The sequence below is a fragment of the Nodularia spumigena CCY9414 genome (assembly GCF_000340565.2).
GTDB lineage: Bacteria > Cyanobacteriota > Cyanobacteriia > Cyanobacteriales > Nostocaceae > Nodularia > Nodularia spumigena.
On record NZ_CP007203.1, the window covers coordinates 4,339,674 to 4,355,906 of the forward strand.

Here is a 16,233-nt window from a genome sequence, read left to right on the forward strand (position 1 = left end):
TGATCAACTCAAAAAAACTCTCTGCGCCTGGAGCGTGACAAAAATCTTAACCCATAGCAGAAGTTTCCACCTTGCGTGAGGCTTTCGACTTGACTATTGTTATATATGTAATTACAATGTAAACACTATCCTATTTCCAATAAAATAAAATGGGTAAAGCAATTAAAACCCGAATAGTAAAAATCGGCAATTCCCAAGGACTTCGTATACCCAAAATCCTATTAGAACAAAGCGGTATTAACTCAGAAGTAGAAATTGAAGTTCATGGAAATCATCTGATTATTCGCCCAGTTGAACAAGCAAGGGCGAATTGGGACAAAGCATTTGCAGCAATGGCAGAAAAACACGATGATATCCTATTAGATGATATCAATACAACAGAATGGGATCAGGTTGAATGGGAGTGGTAGTCAATCGCTTTGATGTTTTCCTAGTTAGTCTTGATCCTACTATCGGGAGTGAAATTCAAAAAACACGCCCCTGTTTAGTAATTTCACCAAACGAGATCAACCACCATATTGCCACCGTAATTGTTGCACCAATGACTACAAAAGGACAAACATATCCAACAAGGGTAACTTGTCAATTTCAAGGACAAAATGGACAAATTGTACTTGACCAAATTCGCACAGTGGATAAAACTCGATTAGTCAAATTTATTGGTCAAATTAGTGTAGAAGCACAAAAAACAGTTCTTGATGTCCTAGCCCAAATGTTTGGGGAATAATTAACCTCACCATAAAACAAAGACGCAGAAAACTCTCTGCGCCTGGTGCGTCTGGAGCGTGAAAAACCTTCCTTAAACCATCTCAGATGATGGCTGCGCCACAGGTTGAGGCTGAGGCTGGAACATAAACAACGAGTAAACCACGTCGCGGCGGATGTTGACCATCATATCCAAGAACAGTTCATAACCCTCGCTCTTGTACTCAATCAACGGGTCTTTCTGCCCATAACCACGCAAACCTACAGATTCGCGCAAAGCATCCATTTGTTGCAAGTGTTCCCGCCACAAAGTATCAATACGCTGCAAAATAAAGAACCTTTCAGCTTGTCGCATCAGTCCCGGTTGAATTTGGTCAATTTGCGCTTCTTTGAGGTCGTAGGCAATTCGCACTTGTTCGTGGAGAAATGCCTTAATCTCGCTAACGCCCATATCCTCTAACTGAGTTGGTTCCATGTCCGCTAGCAGATAGACAAATTCCTTCACTTTGTCCACCAACTTTTGTAACTCCCACTCTTCGGAGGGTAAGTCTGGGTTGATGTAGAAATCAACGATTTCATCCATCGTTTTTTCAGCGTACTTGATTACCTGTTCTTTTAAGTCTTGACCTTCTAGAACTCGACGACGTTCAGCGTAAATAGCGCGACGTTGGTTATTCATTACCTCGTCGTACTCAAACACCTGTTTACGGATGTCGTAGTAGTAGGTTTCAACTTTTTTCTGTGCGCCTTCCAAACTGCGAGTCAGCATCCCGGATTCAATGGGCATATCTTCCTCTACTTGGAAAGCATTCATTAATCCAGCGACGCGATCGCCTCCAAAGATCCGCAATAAGTTATCCTCTAAACTGAGGAAAAATCTTGTCGAACCGGGGTCTCCTTGTCGTCCCGCACGTCCCCGCAATTGGTTATCAATCCGCCGTGATTCGTGGCGTTCTGTACCAATTACGTGCAAACCACCTAATTCAATTACCTCATTGTGTTCTGATTCGGTGAATTGTTCGTATTCTTCCTTCACACGGTTGTAAGCTTCCCGTAACCTGAGAATCACAGGGTCATCAATGGGAGCTTTTTCTGCTGCTACAGCTACCTTATCCTCAGCTTCCAGTTCTGGTAAACTGCGATCGCCATACTCCCGCACAGCGACTTCCACAGCATCTTTTAATAACTGTTCCGTTTCCTTTGTCAGTTCAGTGGGAAAAATTTCCGGTGAAGCTCGCCAAGTTTTGACTTTCTTCCCAGGAACAAAACCTTGACCACCACCGTGTCCTGTAGGCAAACCAGCAGCTCTTTGCACACCAAAAACATCTTCATCTTCTGGCCTGACAATTCGCGGCATAAAGTATTCCCGCAGCTTCAGACGTGCCATGTATTCGGAGTTACCACCCAGGATGATGTCTGTACCTCTACCAGCCATGTTTGTGGCAATGGTTACAGCACCTCTGCGTCCCGCTTGGGCGACAATTTCCGCTTCCCGTTCCACGTTTTCTGGTCGAGCGTTGAGCAGTTCGTGGGGAATCTCCATCTGCTTGAGCAGCTGACTGAGATATTCCGATTTTTCCACACTGGTGGTTCCTACCAAAACTGGTCTGCCGAGTTCGTGCATTTCGGCACATTCTCCGGCGATCGCCCGCCATTTACCAGGTTCTGTTTTAAACACCATATCCGGCCAGTCTTGCCGTCTTCTGACTCTATTGGTGGGAATTACCGCAACTTCTAATTTATAGATTTTTTCAAATTCTGGCTCTTCAGTTTTTGCCGTTCCTGTCATCCCACCGAGTTTGGGATAAAGCAAGAACAAATTTTGATAAGTAATTGTCGCCAGAGTTTGAGTTTCCGGTTGAATATCTACGTGTTCTTTCGCTTCAATTGCTTGGTGTAAACCATCACTCCAACGCCTTCCGGGTAAAACACGCCCAGTAAATTCATCAACAATTACTACTTCCTTATTACCAACGATGTAGTGTTTGTCCTTGAGGAAAAGTTCCTTAGCTTTAATAGCATTGAACATGAAATGCGCCCAAGGATCTTCCGGGTCAAATAAATCTGTAACACCCAAAAGATTTTCTGATTCCGCGAACCCTTCATCAGTTAACAGCACGTTCCGAGCTTTTTCATCGACCTCGTAATGCTCATCTACTTGCAGTCTGGAAGCAATTTCAGCAGCTTGTAAGTATTTTTCTGTAGGTCTTTCTACCTGTCCAGAAATAATGAGTGGTGTCCGCGCCTCATCAACTAAAATCGAGTCTACCTCGTCAATCACACAATAATTAAACGGGCGTTGTACCACATCAGCCATCGATGTGGACATATTGTCCCGCAGGTAGTCAAAACCGATCTCACTGTTAGTGACATAAGTGATGTCGCACGCATAGTTTTTCTGGCGTTCACTGGGAATCATGCTCGACTGAATTAGTCCCACACTCAATCCCAAAAACCGATGTACCTGTCCCATCCATTCAGCATCCCGACGAGCCAGGTAATCGTTGACTGTAATTACGTGTACACCTTTACCAGTTAGAGCATTTAAATAACTTGGCAAAGTAGCAACCAGAGTTTTACCTTCCCCGGTTTTCATTTCCGCAATTTGCCCAGAGTGTAGGATGACACCGCCCAACATCTGGACATCAAAATGTCGCAATCCCAAGACTCGCCGTCCGGCTTCTCTGACCACAGCAAAGGCTTCTGGTAGAATATCATCCAGCGTTTCGCCTTTAGCAAGCCGCTCTTTAAATTCTCCGGTTTTACCTTTTAACTCCTCATCGGAAAGGGCTGCAATGTCTTCCTCTAAGAGGTTAATCTCACTAATATAAGGTTGGTATTTTTTCAGCTTACGAGCGTTGGGATCGCCCAACAAAAGTTTTAGCATGGCAGATTATGGAAATAAGTCAAGGGTTACGGTGAATAAAGTTTTTGTATTGATTATAAGAATTTAACCCAATCCAGCCATTTAGGTTTTAGATGGGTAGAAAATCAGAATTAACTCAAAAACAGCAAAAAGTAGATCCAATCATTTATTAAACCGATTGGTGTTATTTTTCAGTTTAAATTTGCAACTAATCTAATAGTATCATTTTGCCCACAACTGAGTCATACAGTCTGGTCATTGGTCATTGGTCATTGGTCATTGGGAAGTTACCGTCTTCTCCCCCCTGCTCCCTGCTCCCTGCTCCCCTACCTCTTCCCATTCCCCACTCAGGCGGCGAAAATTAAAATCCCTCGCGCCCGGATGACAACTCACACAACTGCTGAGTTCAACAGGACGGGGTAAATCGACTTGGGGGTGCAAAGCCTGAAAATAACGTGAAGAATTGACGCGATAGGATGTAGCTTCGTCTTGTCGCTGTATACGAGAGAAAGTAGAAAGATACCTCCAAACGAGTATCCGGGGAGGATCAATTAAAGGTTTAAGTTGTACGCCGTAGTGCTGTGAGTCTTGTAAAAGATTTCTCCAGGTTTGGGAGGGTAAAACTTCTGGGGGGAGAGCTATGTGACAGGTGGAGCAGTTCTCCAGATATAATTGTTTCCCTAACTGATACTGTGCAGGTACTACGTCAACTGTACCAATTTCTGATGTGGGAGTAGCACTGTAAGCGCTAGTGGCAAGGGAAAGCAGCCAGCCCATAGCCAGACTCCAAGCTAAAATTACCACAATTAAGCCTAGGGAACGGCCTTTGAGTTGGCGTTTTCGGAATTTACGCTTGATAAAATTTGACATTCCTCACATTCCCCAATACTTAGATGTGGCGCTTTTAACCAATCATAAAGCTTACACAGACCTAATATATTAATCAAGCATATTAAACTGAAAAATCAGTCACAATATCTCGGATTTCATTTACACTAATATCTTCTCGGTCAGACTTGGAATAAATTGTTAGTAGCAAAATACTTGTAGGTGATTCAACTTGATAAATTAAGCGGTATCCAGCACTTTTACCTCTTTGGATATTACTGTTGCGAACTCTCGCCTTATATACAACATATTCCTCACCAAGGCCGCCAATTCTATCTCCCAGAACACTACCTTGTTGTAATTGTTCAATAATCCCTTGTAAGTCAGAACGAATATTGCGAAATCTTTTGGAAAGGTCACGTAAGTTTTGTTTATATTCAGGAGTTAAATCGATTAATACCATTGGCTGTTCATTCGGCATCGATTCCCTCCCACATTTGGGATAATGGTAGGCGTTGTCCTGCTTTGGCTTGTTGTAAAGCTCTTTTCAAGCTGGCTTTAATTTCTTCAACGGGTGTATCATCTGGGTCAACTGCTTCTATTTCTACCTGTTCTGGAACTAACACAATTACCCGCACTTGATGAGGATAAGTTGTTCCCTGAATCGGCTGATCTAGAACTAAATTGCCCTCAGCGTCAATCTTGCCAGTAACTTCGATAGCTTTCATGTTTTATCTACTTGTTTTGTCGAAGATCCTAACACGCCCAAATCTCAACAGGACAAGGACATTAAGGAATAGGAACTGACCTTAATAATCGCTCAACTACAGTTCTAGCATTGCGTCCTCCCCTGGGAATGAGGCGATGACAGAGGACGTGAGGGACGAGAAATTTGACATCATCGGGAATAGCGTAATCACGCCCTAAGAGAAAAGCTAGGGCTTGGGTAGCCTTTTGTAATGCCACAGTACCACGCGGACTTACACCCAAAGTGATTTCTTCATCTTGTCTTGTTGAGCGGACTAATTCGAGAATGTATTGTTGCAGAGAAGTTTCTACTCTGACTTGCGAACAGACTTTACGCAATTCAGCTACTTCCGCCAAGGTAAGACAAGGCTGCAAATCAGTAAAACTCCGACCGTTTTGCAGGTTTTGCAACATCTCTAGTTCTTCTGTAGCCCCAGGATAGCCCAAACTTAAGGACAACATGAACCGATCCATCTGGGCTTCTGGTAAGGGAAAAGTGCCTTGATATTCTATGGGGTTCTGGGTAGCAATGACAAAGAACGGCTGAGGAACTGGACGAGAGACACTATCAATTGTGACTTGATGCTCTTCCATGACTTCCAGCAAGGCTGACTGGGTGCGGGGTGTGGCGCGGTTGATTTCGTCGGCTAGGAGGATATTGGCAAATATTGGCCCTGGGAGAAAGGTAAATTCGCCGCTTTTGGGGTTCCAAATATTTGTACCAGTGATGTCAGTTGGTAGTAAGTCGGGGGTACATTGTAGCCGTTGAAATTGGCCATCCAGTGAACGGGCTAGGGATTTAGCGAGGAGAGTTTTACCAACTCCAGGGACATCTTCTAGTAGTGCATGACCGCCACCTAATAGGGCGACTAGGACTAAGCGGATGGCTTCGTTTTTGCCAACGATGGTACGAGCCAGATTTTGGGTGAGGGTATCAATTTTTTCTCTCATGCACCAAAGAATAAATCTTTCTAATTGGGTAAGGAATTGGAATGGAGAATTACCTATGCTAGATTCTCCATTCCCTAATTTAGAGTATTCCCATTTAGTGATGAGAAATCAGCATTCAGCGCTCAAATGTTCTCTAGCAACAGTACAGTCAAGTTGAATTTGTGTTTTCAGGTCTTCTAGAGTGGGAAATTTCTGTTCGGGGCGCAAAAATTCCACTAGCTGTACACCCAATTGTTTGCCATATAAATCACTAGACCAATCGAACAGATGCACTTCCACTGATAAGTTACTACCATTGACTGTGGGGCGGTTCCCGATGTTCATCACACCCAAGTTCTGATATGGAGTGGTTGCATCTGGTGTCTGACTCAAAATAGCAGCACGGACTGCATAAACACCTTGGCGGGGGACAAATTTGTCCTTTGGTAGTTGCAGGTTGGCGGTAGGAAAACCAATGGTTCGTCCCATTTTTTGACCGGGAACGACAGTACCAATGAGGGTGTAAGGTCTTCCCAGTAGGAGGTTGGCGTTTTTGATGTCACCACTTTCTAAGTAGTGGCGGATCAGTGAAGTGCTAATGGGAGCCTCCTGGGTGGGAGCTTTGTCTGTATAAGTTTGTAGGGAAACGATGGTGACGGGGATATGATACTTGGCGGCTAGTAGCTGCAAATCTTTGGCAGTACCACGACGCTGTTTGCCAAAACAAAAGTCTTGTCCAACACTAATTCGCCGACATTGGAGTTGTTTGACTAATATCTGCTCGACAAAATCTTGGGGAGATAATGCAGATAATTCTTTGTCAAAGGGTAGCAGTACAAGTTGTTCTACTCCTAGCGATCGCAATTGTTGGACTTTTTCCTCCAGTGGTGTTAATAAAGGCCTTGGTTGACCTGTAAAAAATTCTAGTGGATGGGGGTCAAAGGTGACAACTGTCGAGTATGTCTGTTCTTGTGGTGGGGTTGGTGAGGAGTCCGAGTAGTTTAGGAAATTTTCCCCATCTTCTCGTCTTGGCTCATCCTTTGTTGGGGGCAAAATTGGTTGAATAACTCTGTGATGACCAAGATGCACACCATCAAATTTGCCAAGAGCCACAGCAGTTGGCTTGAGCAACGTTTCCATTGAGGAAGTAACCCACATAGAACGTCCATTTTTAGACAAATTGAGCATCCAGATTCTGGGATTTTAGGTTTATTTAGCCATCAGCCACAAGCTACCTTACGTTCAACCGTCTACAATCAAAGCTTGATCTTTAATCCTCCTCTCGGCTCCTTTACCCTACTTCTGCAAAAAGTATCTCTAATGAGTGCATTTGGTTAGTGTCTAGGCGCAAGAGCAGGGGTCTACAAGCGTTTTTGATTAGCTAATAAACCACATAGCTGATCTTCGAGTGGGTCACGGCGTATTTTTGACATACTCCCCGACGTGAACGCACGGGGATTCTCTGCTACTGGCGAAAGTTGCGGAGCAAACCCCGTCTGACACTCTCTCGCAGACTCGATAACGCCCTATCGAGTTGGATGACTCCAAACTACCAGAGTTGGTTTTCTTTCTTGAGGCTTTATAGTCTTGGCATTCTGCATTTTACCGCTAGCAATGCTCTGTCCCAACTAAACTATTTGGCTACATTCTCTGGTGTTGCTTGAAGTTTTACCCGAACAACTACTCTTCGGAACCCCCTACTCCAACTTTATGAGAGAACTTATGGGTATTATACACTCAGATCAAGTCCCCCTAGAATCCGCAGGCTTTCAACCCAATTTTTTGGGAAGGTAGGCGATCGCGCTAATAGCTGCTATGGTCTCCAAAACCAAAATTATTTGGTGAGCCTAAGTAATGGGTAAAAATTTTTCGGTTTCACAACTTTTATACTAGCACAGCCAAGTTGCTCTAATCGATTACACCAAGAACTCAAGGAAGCTGAAATTCCCAGTTAGACAATTTATCTAGTCCTGTAGGATAGGTGAGATTATATTGTAATGGCGTGATGCTGATGTAGTTATTGCGGATCACATGAACATCGATAGGCACGTTTTCAGATAAATTTAAACCTTCGGGTGGTTCCACCTCTTCTAAAACTTCTCCGGTTAACCAGTAATAGATTTTGCCACGGGGATCGACTCGCTTATCAAAAACATCAACGTAACGCCGCACTCCTTGACGAGTAAAGGTAACTCCGGCAATTTTTTCCCATTTGACAGGGGGAACGTTAACATTGAGCAACATTAATTCTGGTAGGGGATTTACAGCTATTTTCTCCACCAGGATTTGGGCAAACTTAGCAGCAGGTTGAAAGTCTTTGGATGTGTGGCTGGTGAGACTGAAGGCTATGCTGGGAATGCCCTCAATTATGCCTTCCATAGCAGCCGAAACAGTACCGGAATAAAGAATTTCAGTTCCCAAATTTGCGCCTTGATTAATGCCAGATAGCACCAAATCAGGGGGAGAATCTAGCAAAGCCCACAGTGCCAATTTTACACAGTCTGAGGGAGTCCCATCACAAGCCCAAGCATTGATAGCCGGATGAAATACTGATTCGATTACTTCGGCGCGAATGGGTTGGTGCATGGTTAGTCCATGTCCAGTTGCGGAACGCTCCCGATCTGGGCAAACTACAGTGACATCATGTCCTGCTTCTGCTAAGGAGTCAGCTAGGGTACGAATACCCAAGGCAGAAACTCCGTCATCATTACTAATGAGTAATTTCATGGGTCAAACAATTTGGGATTTTAGATGTTAGATTTTGGTTCGACCCACAGAGCAATCTGGGGGCTTCTACAATTAAGGAACTATGGGTCAATAGTTAGTTGTGATTTTTGCGGAATCATTTGTCAATATTGAGATATCTCCAGTATGAGGCAAAACAACACCCTCACCAGCCAATGACCTCTAAACTAGTAACCAGAGGTGGGATTTTGAGCAGTCCAAAGTCGTAGACTAATAAGCAATGACTCATGACCAATGACTAAGAACTAATGACTACCAATTTAGAGGCTCAACTTTTAGCACTGCGGCACGAAGGAGAACAAGCGATCGCCGCCGCAGACACCCTAGAACGTCTAGAAGAACTCAGAATTAGCTATTTGGGTAAAAAAGGGCAACTGGGGGCTTTATTGCGAAGTATGGGGCAAATGAGTGCGGAGGAAAGACCAAAAATTGGGGCGATCGCCAATACAGTCAAAGAATCCCTACAAAATAGTCTAGACCAGCAACGCACCGCTTTAGAATCCGCCAAAATTAAAGCACAACTAGAAGCGGAAACCCTAGATGTGACTATGCCGGGAATTTACCGCCCCCAAGGTCGGATTCATCCACTCAATGGTATTATTGACCGGGCGCTGGATACTTTTGTCGGCATGGGCTACACCGTAGCAGAAGGGCCAGAGATGGAAACAGATTATTATAATTTTGAAGCTCTGAATACTCCACCTGATCACCCCGCCCGTGATATGCAGGATACCTTCTACCTACCAGACGGAAATCTTCTGCGGACTCATACCTCATCAGTACAAATTCGCTACATGGAAAAGGAGGAACCACCCATCCGGGTTGTAGCCCCAGGGCGAGTTTATCGGCGAGATAATGTCGATGCTACGCACTCGGCGGTTTTCCATCAAATCGAACTTTTAGCGATCGATGAGGGTTTGACATTTACAGACCTCAAAGGTACTGTCAAGCTGTTTTTACAAGCCATATTTGGGGATTTACCCATTCGTTTCCGTGCTAGTTATTTCCCCTTTACAGAACCTTCGGCTGAAGTAGATTTACAGTGGAATGGGCGCTGGTTAGAAGTGATGGGCTGCGGAATGGTTGATCCAAATGTGATGAAATCAGTAGGCTATGATCCAGAAATTTACACTGGATTTGCTGCTGGTTTCGGTGTAGAACGTTTTGCGATGGTGTTACATCAAATCGACGATATCCGCCGTTTGTACTCTAGCGATTTACGGTTTTTACAGCAGTTTTAACTTTTGGTTCCAAAGGTGAATTAGGCTTCTTGTGATGAGTAGCTAATTGCTCTCAGACTATAAACTTAAAATTCTGGACAAAAAGCCTGCAAATGCAGGCTTTTGAAACTTCCTCTACTTTAGCACTAGTAACAAGGCTGAATTTGCTGTTAACTGTAGACCAAAAGGTAAAATACTTTAATCTAAAGAGCATCAATAATCAGTCTAGCTAACCAAAAAAAATTCTACATATTCAACAACATTGGAGCATAAATATGGGACTTCAGGAAGAAATCGACAAAATGAGACAAGAGATTCGAGCCGATGACTATTCAATGTCTATTGGAGAATGGATTAGCTTATATGAAAACTCAGAAATTGAGATACATCCTGAGTTTCAAAGATTTTTTCGTTGGACTACTACCCAAAAGACAAGCTTAATAGAGTCTATTTTGCTGGGTATACCTATTCCACCGATTTTTGTCTCTCAACGTGAAGATGGAGTTTGGGACGTTGTAGATGGTCTGCAAAGACTGTCTACAATATATGAATTTGTGGGAAAATTAAAGGATGAAAATCAAAAAATTTTAGACCCATTAGTTCTTGAAAAAACCAAATATTTACCTAACCTAGAAGGTAAGAAATGGGAAGATATAAATGATCCAGAAAATTCATTAACACAAACTCAACGCCTCTTGATTAAAAGGTCTAAAATTGATGCAACTATTCTTTTAAAAGAGAGTGATAAAATTGCTAAATATGAACTATTTCAAAGATTAAACAATGGTGGATCAATAGCTACCCCGCAAGAAGTAAGAAATTGTATTTTAGTAATGTTTAATCGTCAGATGTTTCAGTGGATGAAAGAGTTAAGTCAAAAGGAAATTTTTAAAGAGTGTATAGCTCTTAGTGAAAAACCAATTGAACAAAAATATGATATGGAGCTACTACTAAGATTTTTAGTATTTCGCACTCTCGAAGAAAGAGAAATGAGGAAAATAGGTAATGATTTAAGTGGATTCTTAACCGATAAAATGGTAGAGATGGCTAAAAACGAAAACTTTGATTATTCTGAAGAAGAAACTGCATTTAACGAAACATTTACAATTTTGTACGAACAAATGGGAAGTGATAGTTTTCGGAGATACTCTACAAGTAAAGATAAGTTTCTAGGTGGTTTTTTGGTTTCTGCTTATGAAGTTATTGCTTTAGGAATTGGTTACAACTATAAAAATGTATCTAACTCACAAATTAATTTAAAAGAGAAGGTACAAGAGATTTGGACAAGACCTGAATATACAGAATGGTCAGGCTCTGGTACTACTGCACAGCGAAGAGTACCAAGATTAGTTCCCTTTGGTCGTCAGATGTTCCAGTAATGAAAATACGTACTTTAGAACAGCTTAGTGATAAGCTTGCAGAGGAACTTGCATGGCGAAAAATTGAGTTATCAGCATTGAAAGGCATGATTGATTTAAAGTCGTTTTCTTCAGGAAAAAATAAGGCATTACTTCGTAGTGGAATCACAATGCTGTATGCTCACTGGGAGGGATTTATCAAAGTATCATCCAATAGTTATTTAGAATTTGTTGCTATGCAGAATCTGCCTTATAATAATCTTTCTAACAATTTTATAGCATTGGCAATGAAAGATAAATTAGATCAAGCAAATCAAACGAATAAGGCAACTGTATATAATGAAGTTGCAGAATTTTTTCTTACAAAAATGGCTGAACGTAGTTCCATAAAATATGTAAATAGAATTACGACATCTAATTTATCATCATCAGTGTTTAAAGAGATAGTCTGTATGCTTGGATTAGATTACAGTTTTTATGAATCAAAAGAAGTTCTTATAGATGAAAAATTACTCAAAAAAAGAAATATCATAGCTCATGGAAATTATCTTGATATAGATGAAAAAGACTATGATGAATTACACACACAGATAATAAGAATGATGGACAATTTTCGGAACCAAATAGATAATTGTGCATCGACAAAACAATATTATCGCCAAACCGAATCTATTACATCACCTGAACATCTTTGAAAATAGAAGACTCGGATATGATTGGTGAATAAAATTTTTAACAAAACTTTGATAAAAACGGATTTCCAAGTCATAATATTTTACTATTCATCAACAAAAAAGCTAATTTCGACAATTATCACAATGTCCACAACGCCAGTTAGCAGCTTCTTTGTCAAAACCAAAAGCATTTAGTAAAAATTGCCAACGACATTTTTTAGTATGCAAATATTGCTGCATGTGTTTAGCAGCTTGTGATTGTGTCATTGGCTGATTTTTCACCCCTGATTCAATAGTGTAATGAAACGGGTCAACCCAATTGAGTTGACCAGTGCTGTGGAGTAAAGCCAAGGTTATAGCAGCATCACGAAATTCACGGGTAACTGCATTGACTTCTCCCTGTTTGGGTAATTTTTTCACCAATTGCTGCGCTGTGCGTTGTTGCGATCGCATTTGGTCATCAAAAAACTGTTGTCTTTGCTTATCCTCTGGATCTAACCAACCAGTAGGTTCACTGATTAAAGCCAGCGCTTCTGCTGGTTTTCCATCTCGTCCAGCACGGCCAATTTCTTGCACATATTCAGACATCAGGAGAGGGGCGTGAAAGTGAATTACATAACGCACATCTGATTTATTTATCCCCATCCCAAAAGCACCAGTACAGACCACAAAAGGAATTTTACCACTTAACCATTTAGCTTCTACATCACGGCGTTCTGCTGCACCCAATCCCGCATGATAACTAGCTGTAGTGTAACCCATCTTTGTGAACCATACAGCTAAATCTTCGCTATCTTTTCTAGCCCGAACATAAATTAATCCCGATTGTTTGGGGCGATTTTGAATAAACTTTAATAATTGCTGTTTTCTACTGCGTGGAGTCCAAGCTATGCGAACAATGGGATGCAAATTTGAGCGGTAGGGATTTAAGCGAAAAATTTCGGGTTGCTGTAATTGTAAAACTGTTTCAATAGTTTTTTGGGCTGCGGTGTCAGCAGTAGCGGTAAAAGCAGCAATACTGATTTTTGTTCCTGGTGGTTTTGATTTCAGTAGTGCAGTTCTGACAGCGCCTAATCTGCGATAAGCTGGTCTAAATGTATCTCCCCACTGGACTAAACAATGAGCTTCATCTAATATCAAACCATTAATTTGTAAGTTGGGATGACACAATTTTTCCCAGACTGGCGGACTCAATAAAGTCTCTGGGGATAAATACAGTAATCTTAATTGTTGTCTTTCTAAAGCTTGTAATGTTTTATAGCGTTGGAATGAAGGCAATTCACTATGCAAAAGTGCTGCTTTTTGTTGGCGTTGAAGTAATTCCTGGACTTGGTTTTCCATGAGTGCTACCAAGGGCGAAATTACTAAAGTTAATCCTGTTTGTAGCAGTGCGGGAAGTTGAAAACAAATTGATTTTCCGCCACCTGTAGGCATAATAATCAACGCATCTTTTTTAGCTAATAAACTCCTGATTATTTCGCCCTGGGGCGGACGGAAATCATCGTAACCCCAAATTTGTTGAAAAGTAGCGCGGACTGCTTGCCAAGACGTTTTTACAGATGGATTCATCAACACTCCAACTCCCGCCGTTACTGAATTTTTCTAGGAATATTATTCCCAAAGTTTTAAATTTTTACCTTTTTCCCACCGTTTAAATAGAGCATTACCGTAATCAATAGCATTTCCGCCACCCCAAAAGGGAGATGCGTCGTATAATCCGACAAAATTAAAATTATAGTCCGCCAACATCTCACTGATTGTAGAAAACTGAGTGTGATGGTTATCTTGCTGGCGAAAAGTGACTTCTATGGAAATATATAAAATTTTCTCTGAGCGGAAAGTTGCTTCTGCACCTCTTAAAACTTGACATTCATAGCCTTCCGTATCTATTTTCAACAGATCAATCTGATCAATTTTATGGTCGTCTTCTGCCATAAACTGATCTAATGTCATTATATTTACTGTTTCTAAAGATTGATCTGCTGAAGGATTAACCTTACTAACATTGGAAATTGAGTTGGAACCAGATGTTCCTTGGACTAATATTTTATCCTGCTTGTTTTCTTCCCCCAACGCTAAATTGAAGCAATAAACATTAGGGTCAAGACCAACATTCGCTTTTAAAACTTCAAAAGTTTGACTAACTGGTTCAAAACAAAAAATCTTGGCTTCAGGAAATTTTCGCCGATAATCAAGGGTAGTTTGTCCTTTGTTCGCTCCCACATCAAAAATTGTTCTCAGGTTTAAATCAGGTGATAGTCTAGCAATATCTTCTTTTAAATCACATCCAAAAGGCATTGTTTTGGTATGATAGAGGGTGTATCCACAAGCTTTAAGAATTTTTTTAATCTGTTTTTTTAGCATAAATTTCTTGATTAATTAAATAGGATTTATGTCTGGTCATTTACATAAGTATTACAAAAGAATTCTACCATTAAAAAAGTGGCGATGAGAATACAGGATTTTTCATTTATTATATTTATCTGTCTACATCTGTGGTTGATTATTCCTGAGAGTACCTCATAAACCTGCATCTGTATTAATCCTGATCTATTTCAATGTGGAAACGGTCGTAAACGCCTCAACATTGAAATAAATTTTTAATTTATGGTAATTTTAGGAATGGAAAGGACAACCACCAGCAGTTAGTTTTTCTAGGAAGGCATTGTTATCAAAATAATGCTCTAAAGACTCAATCTTTAAATCTTCAGTGACACGGGCAATACTGATTCCAGTAATTTCTATTGTTTCCCCAGTGGGTTTATAATCTTTGTAACTACCTGTAAATGATCCCCAATGCCGCCATTTAAAGGTAACATTAGGTGGGCCAGCTAGCACTTCTTTGAACCTCCCCACGTCTAAAGCCAGGGGATTCTTGCCTACCTGAAAAAGGCGACAACGGGACATTCAAGTATCCCTCTACTCACTCAAAGAGCTTTTGCTCTCATTCGCGCATACTTTCTGAGTCCTTCATATTTTAAAGATGAACGCTCCATATCCTGCCATTATTCGCCCTTTAACTATTCCGAATCGAGTCGGATATGTCCGTTGCCGGGATTGCTCCGTACTAGGATACTTCAATGCGCTGAAGGTTATTCCTACTTGTTTTCTCGCTAATCTATTTTAACACTGTGGCTAAAGCCACGCAATCGTTTGACGGAACTTAAAAGTTCTTACCGCCTTCTCCCCATGCCTAAAGTCAGGGGCTTGCGTCTCGTTTTTCGGTCAATTCCCACAAAAAGCCGTTGGGAAAGGCATTATGAAACAGTTCAAATGAACTTTCAAAGGTTTCGTTTTTAGAGCTATAATGCTCAGTTTCACTAATAAATAAGTTATAAGTACCTTCTTTTACTACCTCTTCAGCAGTGTATTGTTCTCCGCCGTTGCTACTCATTCTAAACTGATCAGCGACAATTGACAGCCATTGTTGCGGATTTATTTTATGAGAAGCTTCCATTTCAAAGGTACGGACTAAGTTTTGCGCGAACTGACAAGTCAGCGCTGGCGCTATCGCTTCTAAAGAACCTTCGGGATGGTTAAATTTGCTTTCTTTGTGCAGAAATTCATTTGTGTAAGAATAATCAGGTCGTTGTCCTTCCCGCCATTCTACTCCTTGATCATGAGCAAGGACAGTTTCTCTATCTTGCACCCAAAGTGGTAATTCTGTCATGAGATTTAGCTAGATACTTATATCAATTTTCAGTATATTTTTTTTATTCGTAAGTAAATCTCAACAGATAAAAAAGCAACAAATATTTATATTTACATATGCTTTTTCTAAAACCCTTTTAGAGACATTCCCTGGAACGTCTCTACTTTGTTGGAGATTTCTAATGTAAAAATATGTGATTTTCTCTCACACCGCCTTTGACTTGCGTTCAAATCTCCCCTCTCCTTAGCAACTACCGTGTACACACAAATGATTAAATTCTCAAAATCCTTGTTTTGTAGGGTGTGTTGTCGCGCAGCGCAACGCACCATCCCAAATTTGCGGTGCGTTAGGACTAACGTCCATAACACACCCTACCTAAATGAAAGGTTTTTGGACTTGCGTTCAAACCTCCCCTCTCCTTCTCCCAAAGGGAGACGCTACGCGAAAGCAACCAGAGGGGTTGGGGGTGAGGTTCGATATTTTATTCCATGTCTTAGCCAAAAAAATA

At 41.3% G+C, this 16,233-nt stretch carries 14 protein-coding genes and 2 pseudogenes; 5 read left to right on the top strand and 11 right to left on the bottom strand.

Going from position 1 to position 16,233, the window contains the following annotated elements:
• The first annotated feature begins 149 nt into the window (after positions 1-149).
• The gene (locus tag NSP_RS18825) at positions 150-410 is read left to right on the top strand and encodes an AbrB/MazE/SpoVT family DNA-binding domain-containing protein (RefSeq protein WP_006196818.1); all 261 of its coding nucleotides are present in this window, start codon (positions 150-152) and stop codon (positions 408-410) included.
• Positions 398-727 carry a type II toxin-antitoxin system PemK/MazF family toxin gene (locus NSP_RS18830; protein WP_006196817.1) on the top strand — a complete coding sequence of 110 codons (330 nt, stop codon included), beginning with the start codon at positions 398-400 and terminating at the stop codon, positions 725-727. The genes NSP_RS18825 and NSP_RS18830 overlap by 13 nt, the downstream gene beginning before the upstream one ends.
• A gap of 72 nt (positions 728-799) precedes the next feature.
• Here the strand turns inward: NSP_RS18830 and secA are convergent, their stop codons facing one another.
• The 7 genes from secA to surE form a co-directional block, all read right to left on the bottom strand.
• On the bottom strand, positions 800-3,592 hold the full coding sequence (gene secA / locus NSP_RS18835; protein WP_006196816.1) for a preprotein translocase subunit SecA: 2,793 nt from the start codon (positions 3,590-3,592) through the stop codon (positions 800-802).
• A gap of 255 nt (positions 3,593-3,847) precedes the next feature.
• Complete coding sequence (locus NSP_RS18840; protein ID WP_006196815.1) at positions 3,848-4,441, bottom strand: diheme cytochrome c; 594 nt, start codon at positions 4,439-4,441, stop codon at positions 3,848-3,850.
• An 82-nt stretch (positions 4,442-4,523) separates the two neighbouring features.
• Complete coding sequence (locus NSP_RS18845) at positions 4,524-4,880, bottom strand: type II toxin-antitoxin system RelE family toxin (RefSeq protein ID WP_006196814.1); 357 nt, start codon at positions 4,878-4,880, stop codon at positions 4,524-4,526.
• A complete protein-coding gene (locus tag NSP_RS18850; RefSeq protein WP_006196813.1) occupies positions 4,870-5,127 on the bottom strand; it encodes a type II toxin-antitoxin system RelN family antitoxin in 258 nt (85 codons plus the stop codon). The genes NSP_RS18845 and NSP_RS18850 overlap by 11 nt, the downstream gene beginning before the upstream one ends.
• Before the next feature lie 61 nt (positions 5,128-5,188).
• On the bottom strand, positions 5,189-6,097 hold the full coding sequence (locus NSP_RS18855; protein ID WP_006196812.1) for an AAA family ATPase: 909 nt from the start codon (positions 6,095-6,097) through the stop codon (positions 5,189-5,191).
• Between the two features lie 108 nt (positions 6,098-6,205).
• On the bottom strand, positions 6,206-7,264 hold the full coding sequence (locus NSP_RS18860) for a bifunctional riboflavin kinase/FAD synthetase (RefSeq protein ID WP_006196811.1): 1,059 nt from the start codon (positions 7,262-7,264) through the stop codon (positions 6,206-6,208).
• Positions 7,265-8,005: 741 nt separating this feature from the next.
• The gene (gene surE, locus NSP_RS18865) at positions 8,006-8,803 is read right to left on the bottom strand and encodes a 5'/3'-nucleotidase SurE (protein WP_006196810.1); all 798 of its coding nucleotides are present in this window, start codon (positions 8,801-8,803) and stop codon (positions 8,006-8,008) included.
• Between the two features lie 266 nt (positions 8,804-9,069).
• Here surE and pheS point away from each other — a divergent pair, with 266 nt between their 5' ends.
• From pheS to NSP_RS18880, 3 genes are all read left to right on the top strand, one after another.
• Entirely contained in the window at positions 9,070-10,062 is a 993-nt protein-coding gene (pheS, locus tag NSP_RS18870) for a phenylalanine--tRNA ligase subunit alpha (protein ID WP_006196809.1), read from the top strand.
• 254 nt (positions 10,063-10,316) lie between these two features.
• Positions 10,317-11,420 carry a DUF262 domain-containing protein gene (locus tag NSP_RS18875; protein ID WP_006196808.1) on the top strand — a complete coding sequence of 368 codons (1,104 nt, stop codon included), beginning with the start codon at positions 10,317-10,319 and terminating at the stop codon, positions 11,418-11,420.
• The gene (locus NSP_RS18880; protein ID WP_006196807.1) at positions 11,420-12,094 is read left to right on the top strand and encodes an MAE_28990/MAE_18760 family HEPN-like nuclease; all 675 of its coding nucleotides are present in this window, start codon (positions 11,420-11,422) and stop codon (positions 12,092-12,094) included. The genes NSP_RS18875 and NSP_RS18880 overlap by 1 nt, the downstream gene beginning before the upstream one ends.
• Before the next feature lie 102 nt (positions 12,095-12,196).
• On the opposite strand, the gene NSP_RS18885 is transcribed toward NSP_RS18880, so the two are convergent.
• From NSP_RS18885 to NSP_RS18900, 4 genes and pseudogenes are all read right to left on the bottom strand, one after another.
• On the bottom strand, positions 12,197-13,642 hold the full coding sequence (locus NSP_RS18885; protein WP_017804338.1) for a RecQ family ATP-dependent DNA helicase: 1,446 nt from the start codon (positions 13,640-13,642) through the stop codon (positions 12,197-12,199).
• Positions 13,643-13,684: 42 nt separating this feature from the next.
• Complete coding sequence (locus NSP_RS18890; protein WP_006196803.1) at positions 13,685-14,437, bottom strand: FkbM family methyltransferase; 753 nt, start codon at positions 14,435-14,437, stop codon at positions 13,685-13,687.
• Positions 14,438-14,689: 252 nt separating this feature from the next.
• A pseudogene (locus NSP_RS18895) lies at positions 14,690-14,914 on the bottom strand (SnoaL-like polyketide cyclase); the annotation flags it as partial.
• Positions 14,915-15,275: 361 nt separating this feature from the next.
• A pseudogene (locus NSP_RS18900) lies at positions 15,276-15,743 on the bottom strand (SnoaL-like polyketide cyclase); the annotation flags it as partial.
• Positions 15,744-16,233 lie beyond the last annotated feature (490 nt).

What these genes read in the sequence shown, in the direction of transcription:
- secA (WP_006196816.1), bottom strand. Translation starts at nt 3,592, where the DNA reads ATGCTAAAACTTTTGTTGGGCGATCCCAACGCTCGTAAGCTGAAAAAA.
- surE (WP_006196810.1), bottom strand. Translation starts at nt 8,803, where the DNA reads ATGAAATTACTCATTAGTAATGATGACGGAGTTTCTGCCTTGGGTATT.
- NSP_RS18850 (WP_006196813.1), bottom strand. Translation starts at nt 5,127, where the DNA reads ATGAAAGCTATCGAAGTTACTGGCAAGATTGACGCTGAGGGCAATTTA.
- NSP_RS18855 (WP_006196812.1), bottom strand. Translation starts at nt 6,097, where the DNA reads ATGAGAGAAAAAATTGATACCCTCACCCAAAATCTGGCTCGTACCATC.
- NSP_RS18840 (WP_006196815.1), bottom strand. Translation starts at nt 4,441, where the DNA reads ATGTCAAATTTTATCAAGCGTAAATTCCGAAAACGCCAACTCAAAGGC.
- NSP_RS18860 (WP_006196811.1), bottom strand. Translation starts at nt 7,264, where the DNA reads ATGCTCAATTTGTCTAAAAATGGACGTTCTATGTGGGTTACTTCCTCA.
- NSP_RS18825 (WP_006196818.1), top strand. Translation starts at nt 150, where the DNA reads ATGGGTAAAGCAATTAAAACCCGAATAGTAAAAATCGGCAATTCCCAA.
- NSP_RS18880 (WP_006196807.1), top strand. Translation starts at nt 11,420, where the DNA reads ATGAAAATACGTACTTTAGAACAGCTTAGTGATAAGCTTGCAGAGGAA.
- NSP_RS18875 (WP_006196808.1), top strand. Translation starts at nt 10,317, where the DNA reads ATGGGACTTCAGGAAGAAATCGACAAAATGAGACAAGAGATTCGAGCC.
- NSP_RS18890 (WP_006196803.1), bottom strand. Translation starts at nt 14,437, where the DNA reads ATGCTAAAAAAACAGATTAAAAAAATTCTTAAAGCTTGTGGATACACC.
- pheS (WP_006196809.1), top strand. Translation starts at nt 9,070, where the DNA reads ATGACTACCAATTTAGAGGCTCAACTTTTAGCACTGCGGCACGAAGGA.
- NSP_RS18885 (WP_017804338.1), bottom strand. Translation starts at nt 13,642, where the DNA reads ATGAATCCATCTGTAAAAACGTCTTGGCAAGCAGTCCGCGCTACTTTT.
- NSP_RS18845 (WP_006196814.1), bottom strand. Translation starts at nt 4,880, where the DNA reads ATGCCGAATGAACAGCCAATGGTATTAATCGATTTAACTCCTGAATAT.
- NSP_RS18830 (WP_006196817.1), top strand. Translation starts at nt 398, where the DNA reads ATGGGAGTGGTAGTCAATCGCTTTGATGTTTTCCTAGTTAGTCTTGAT.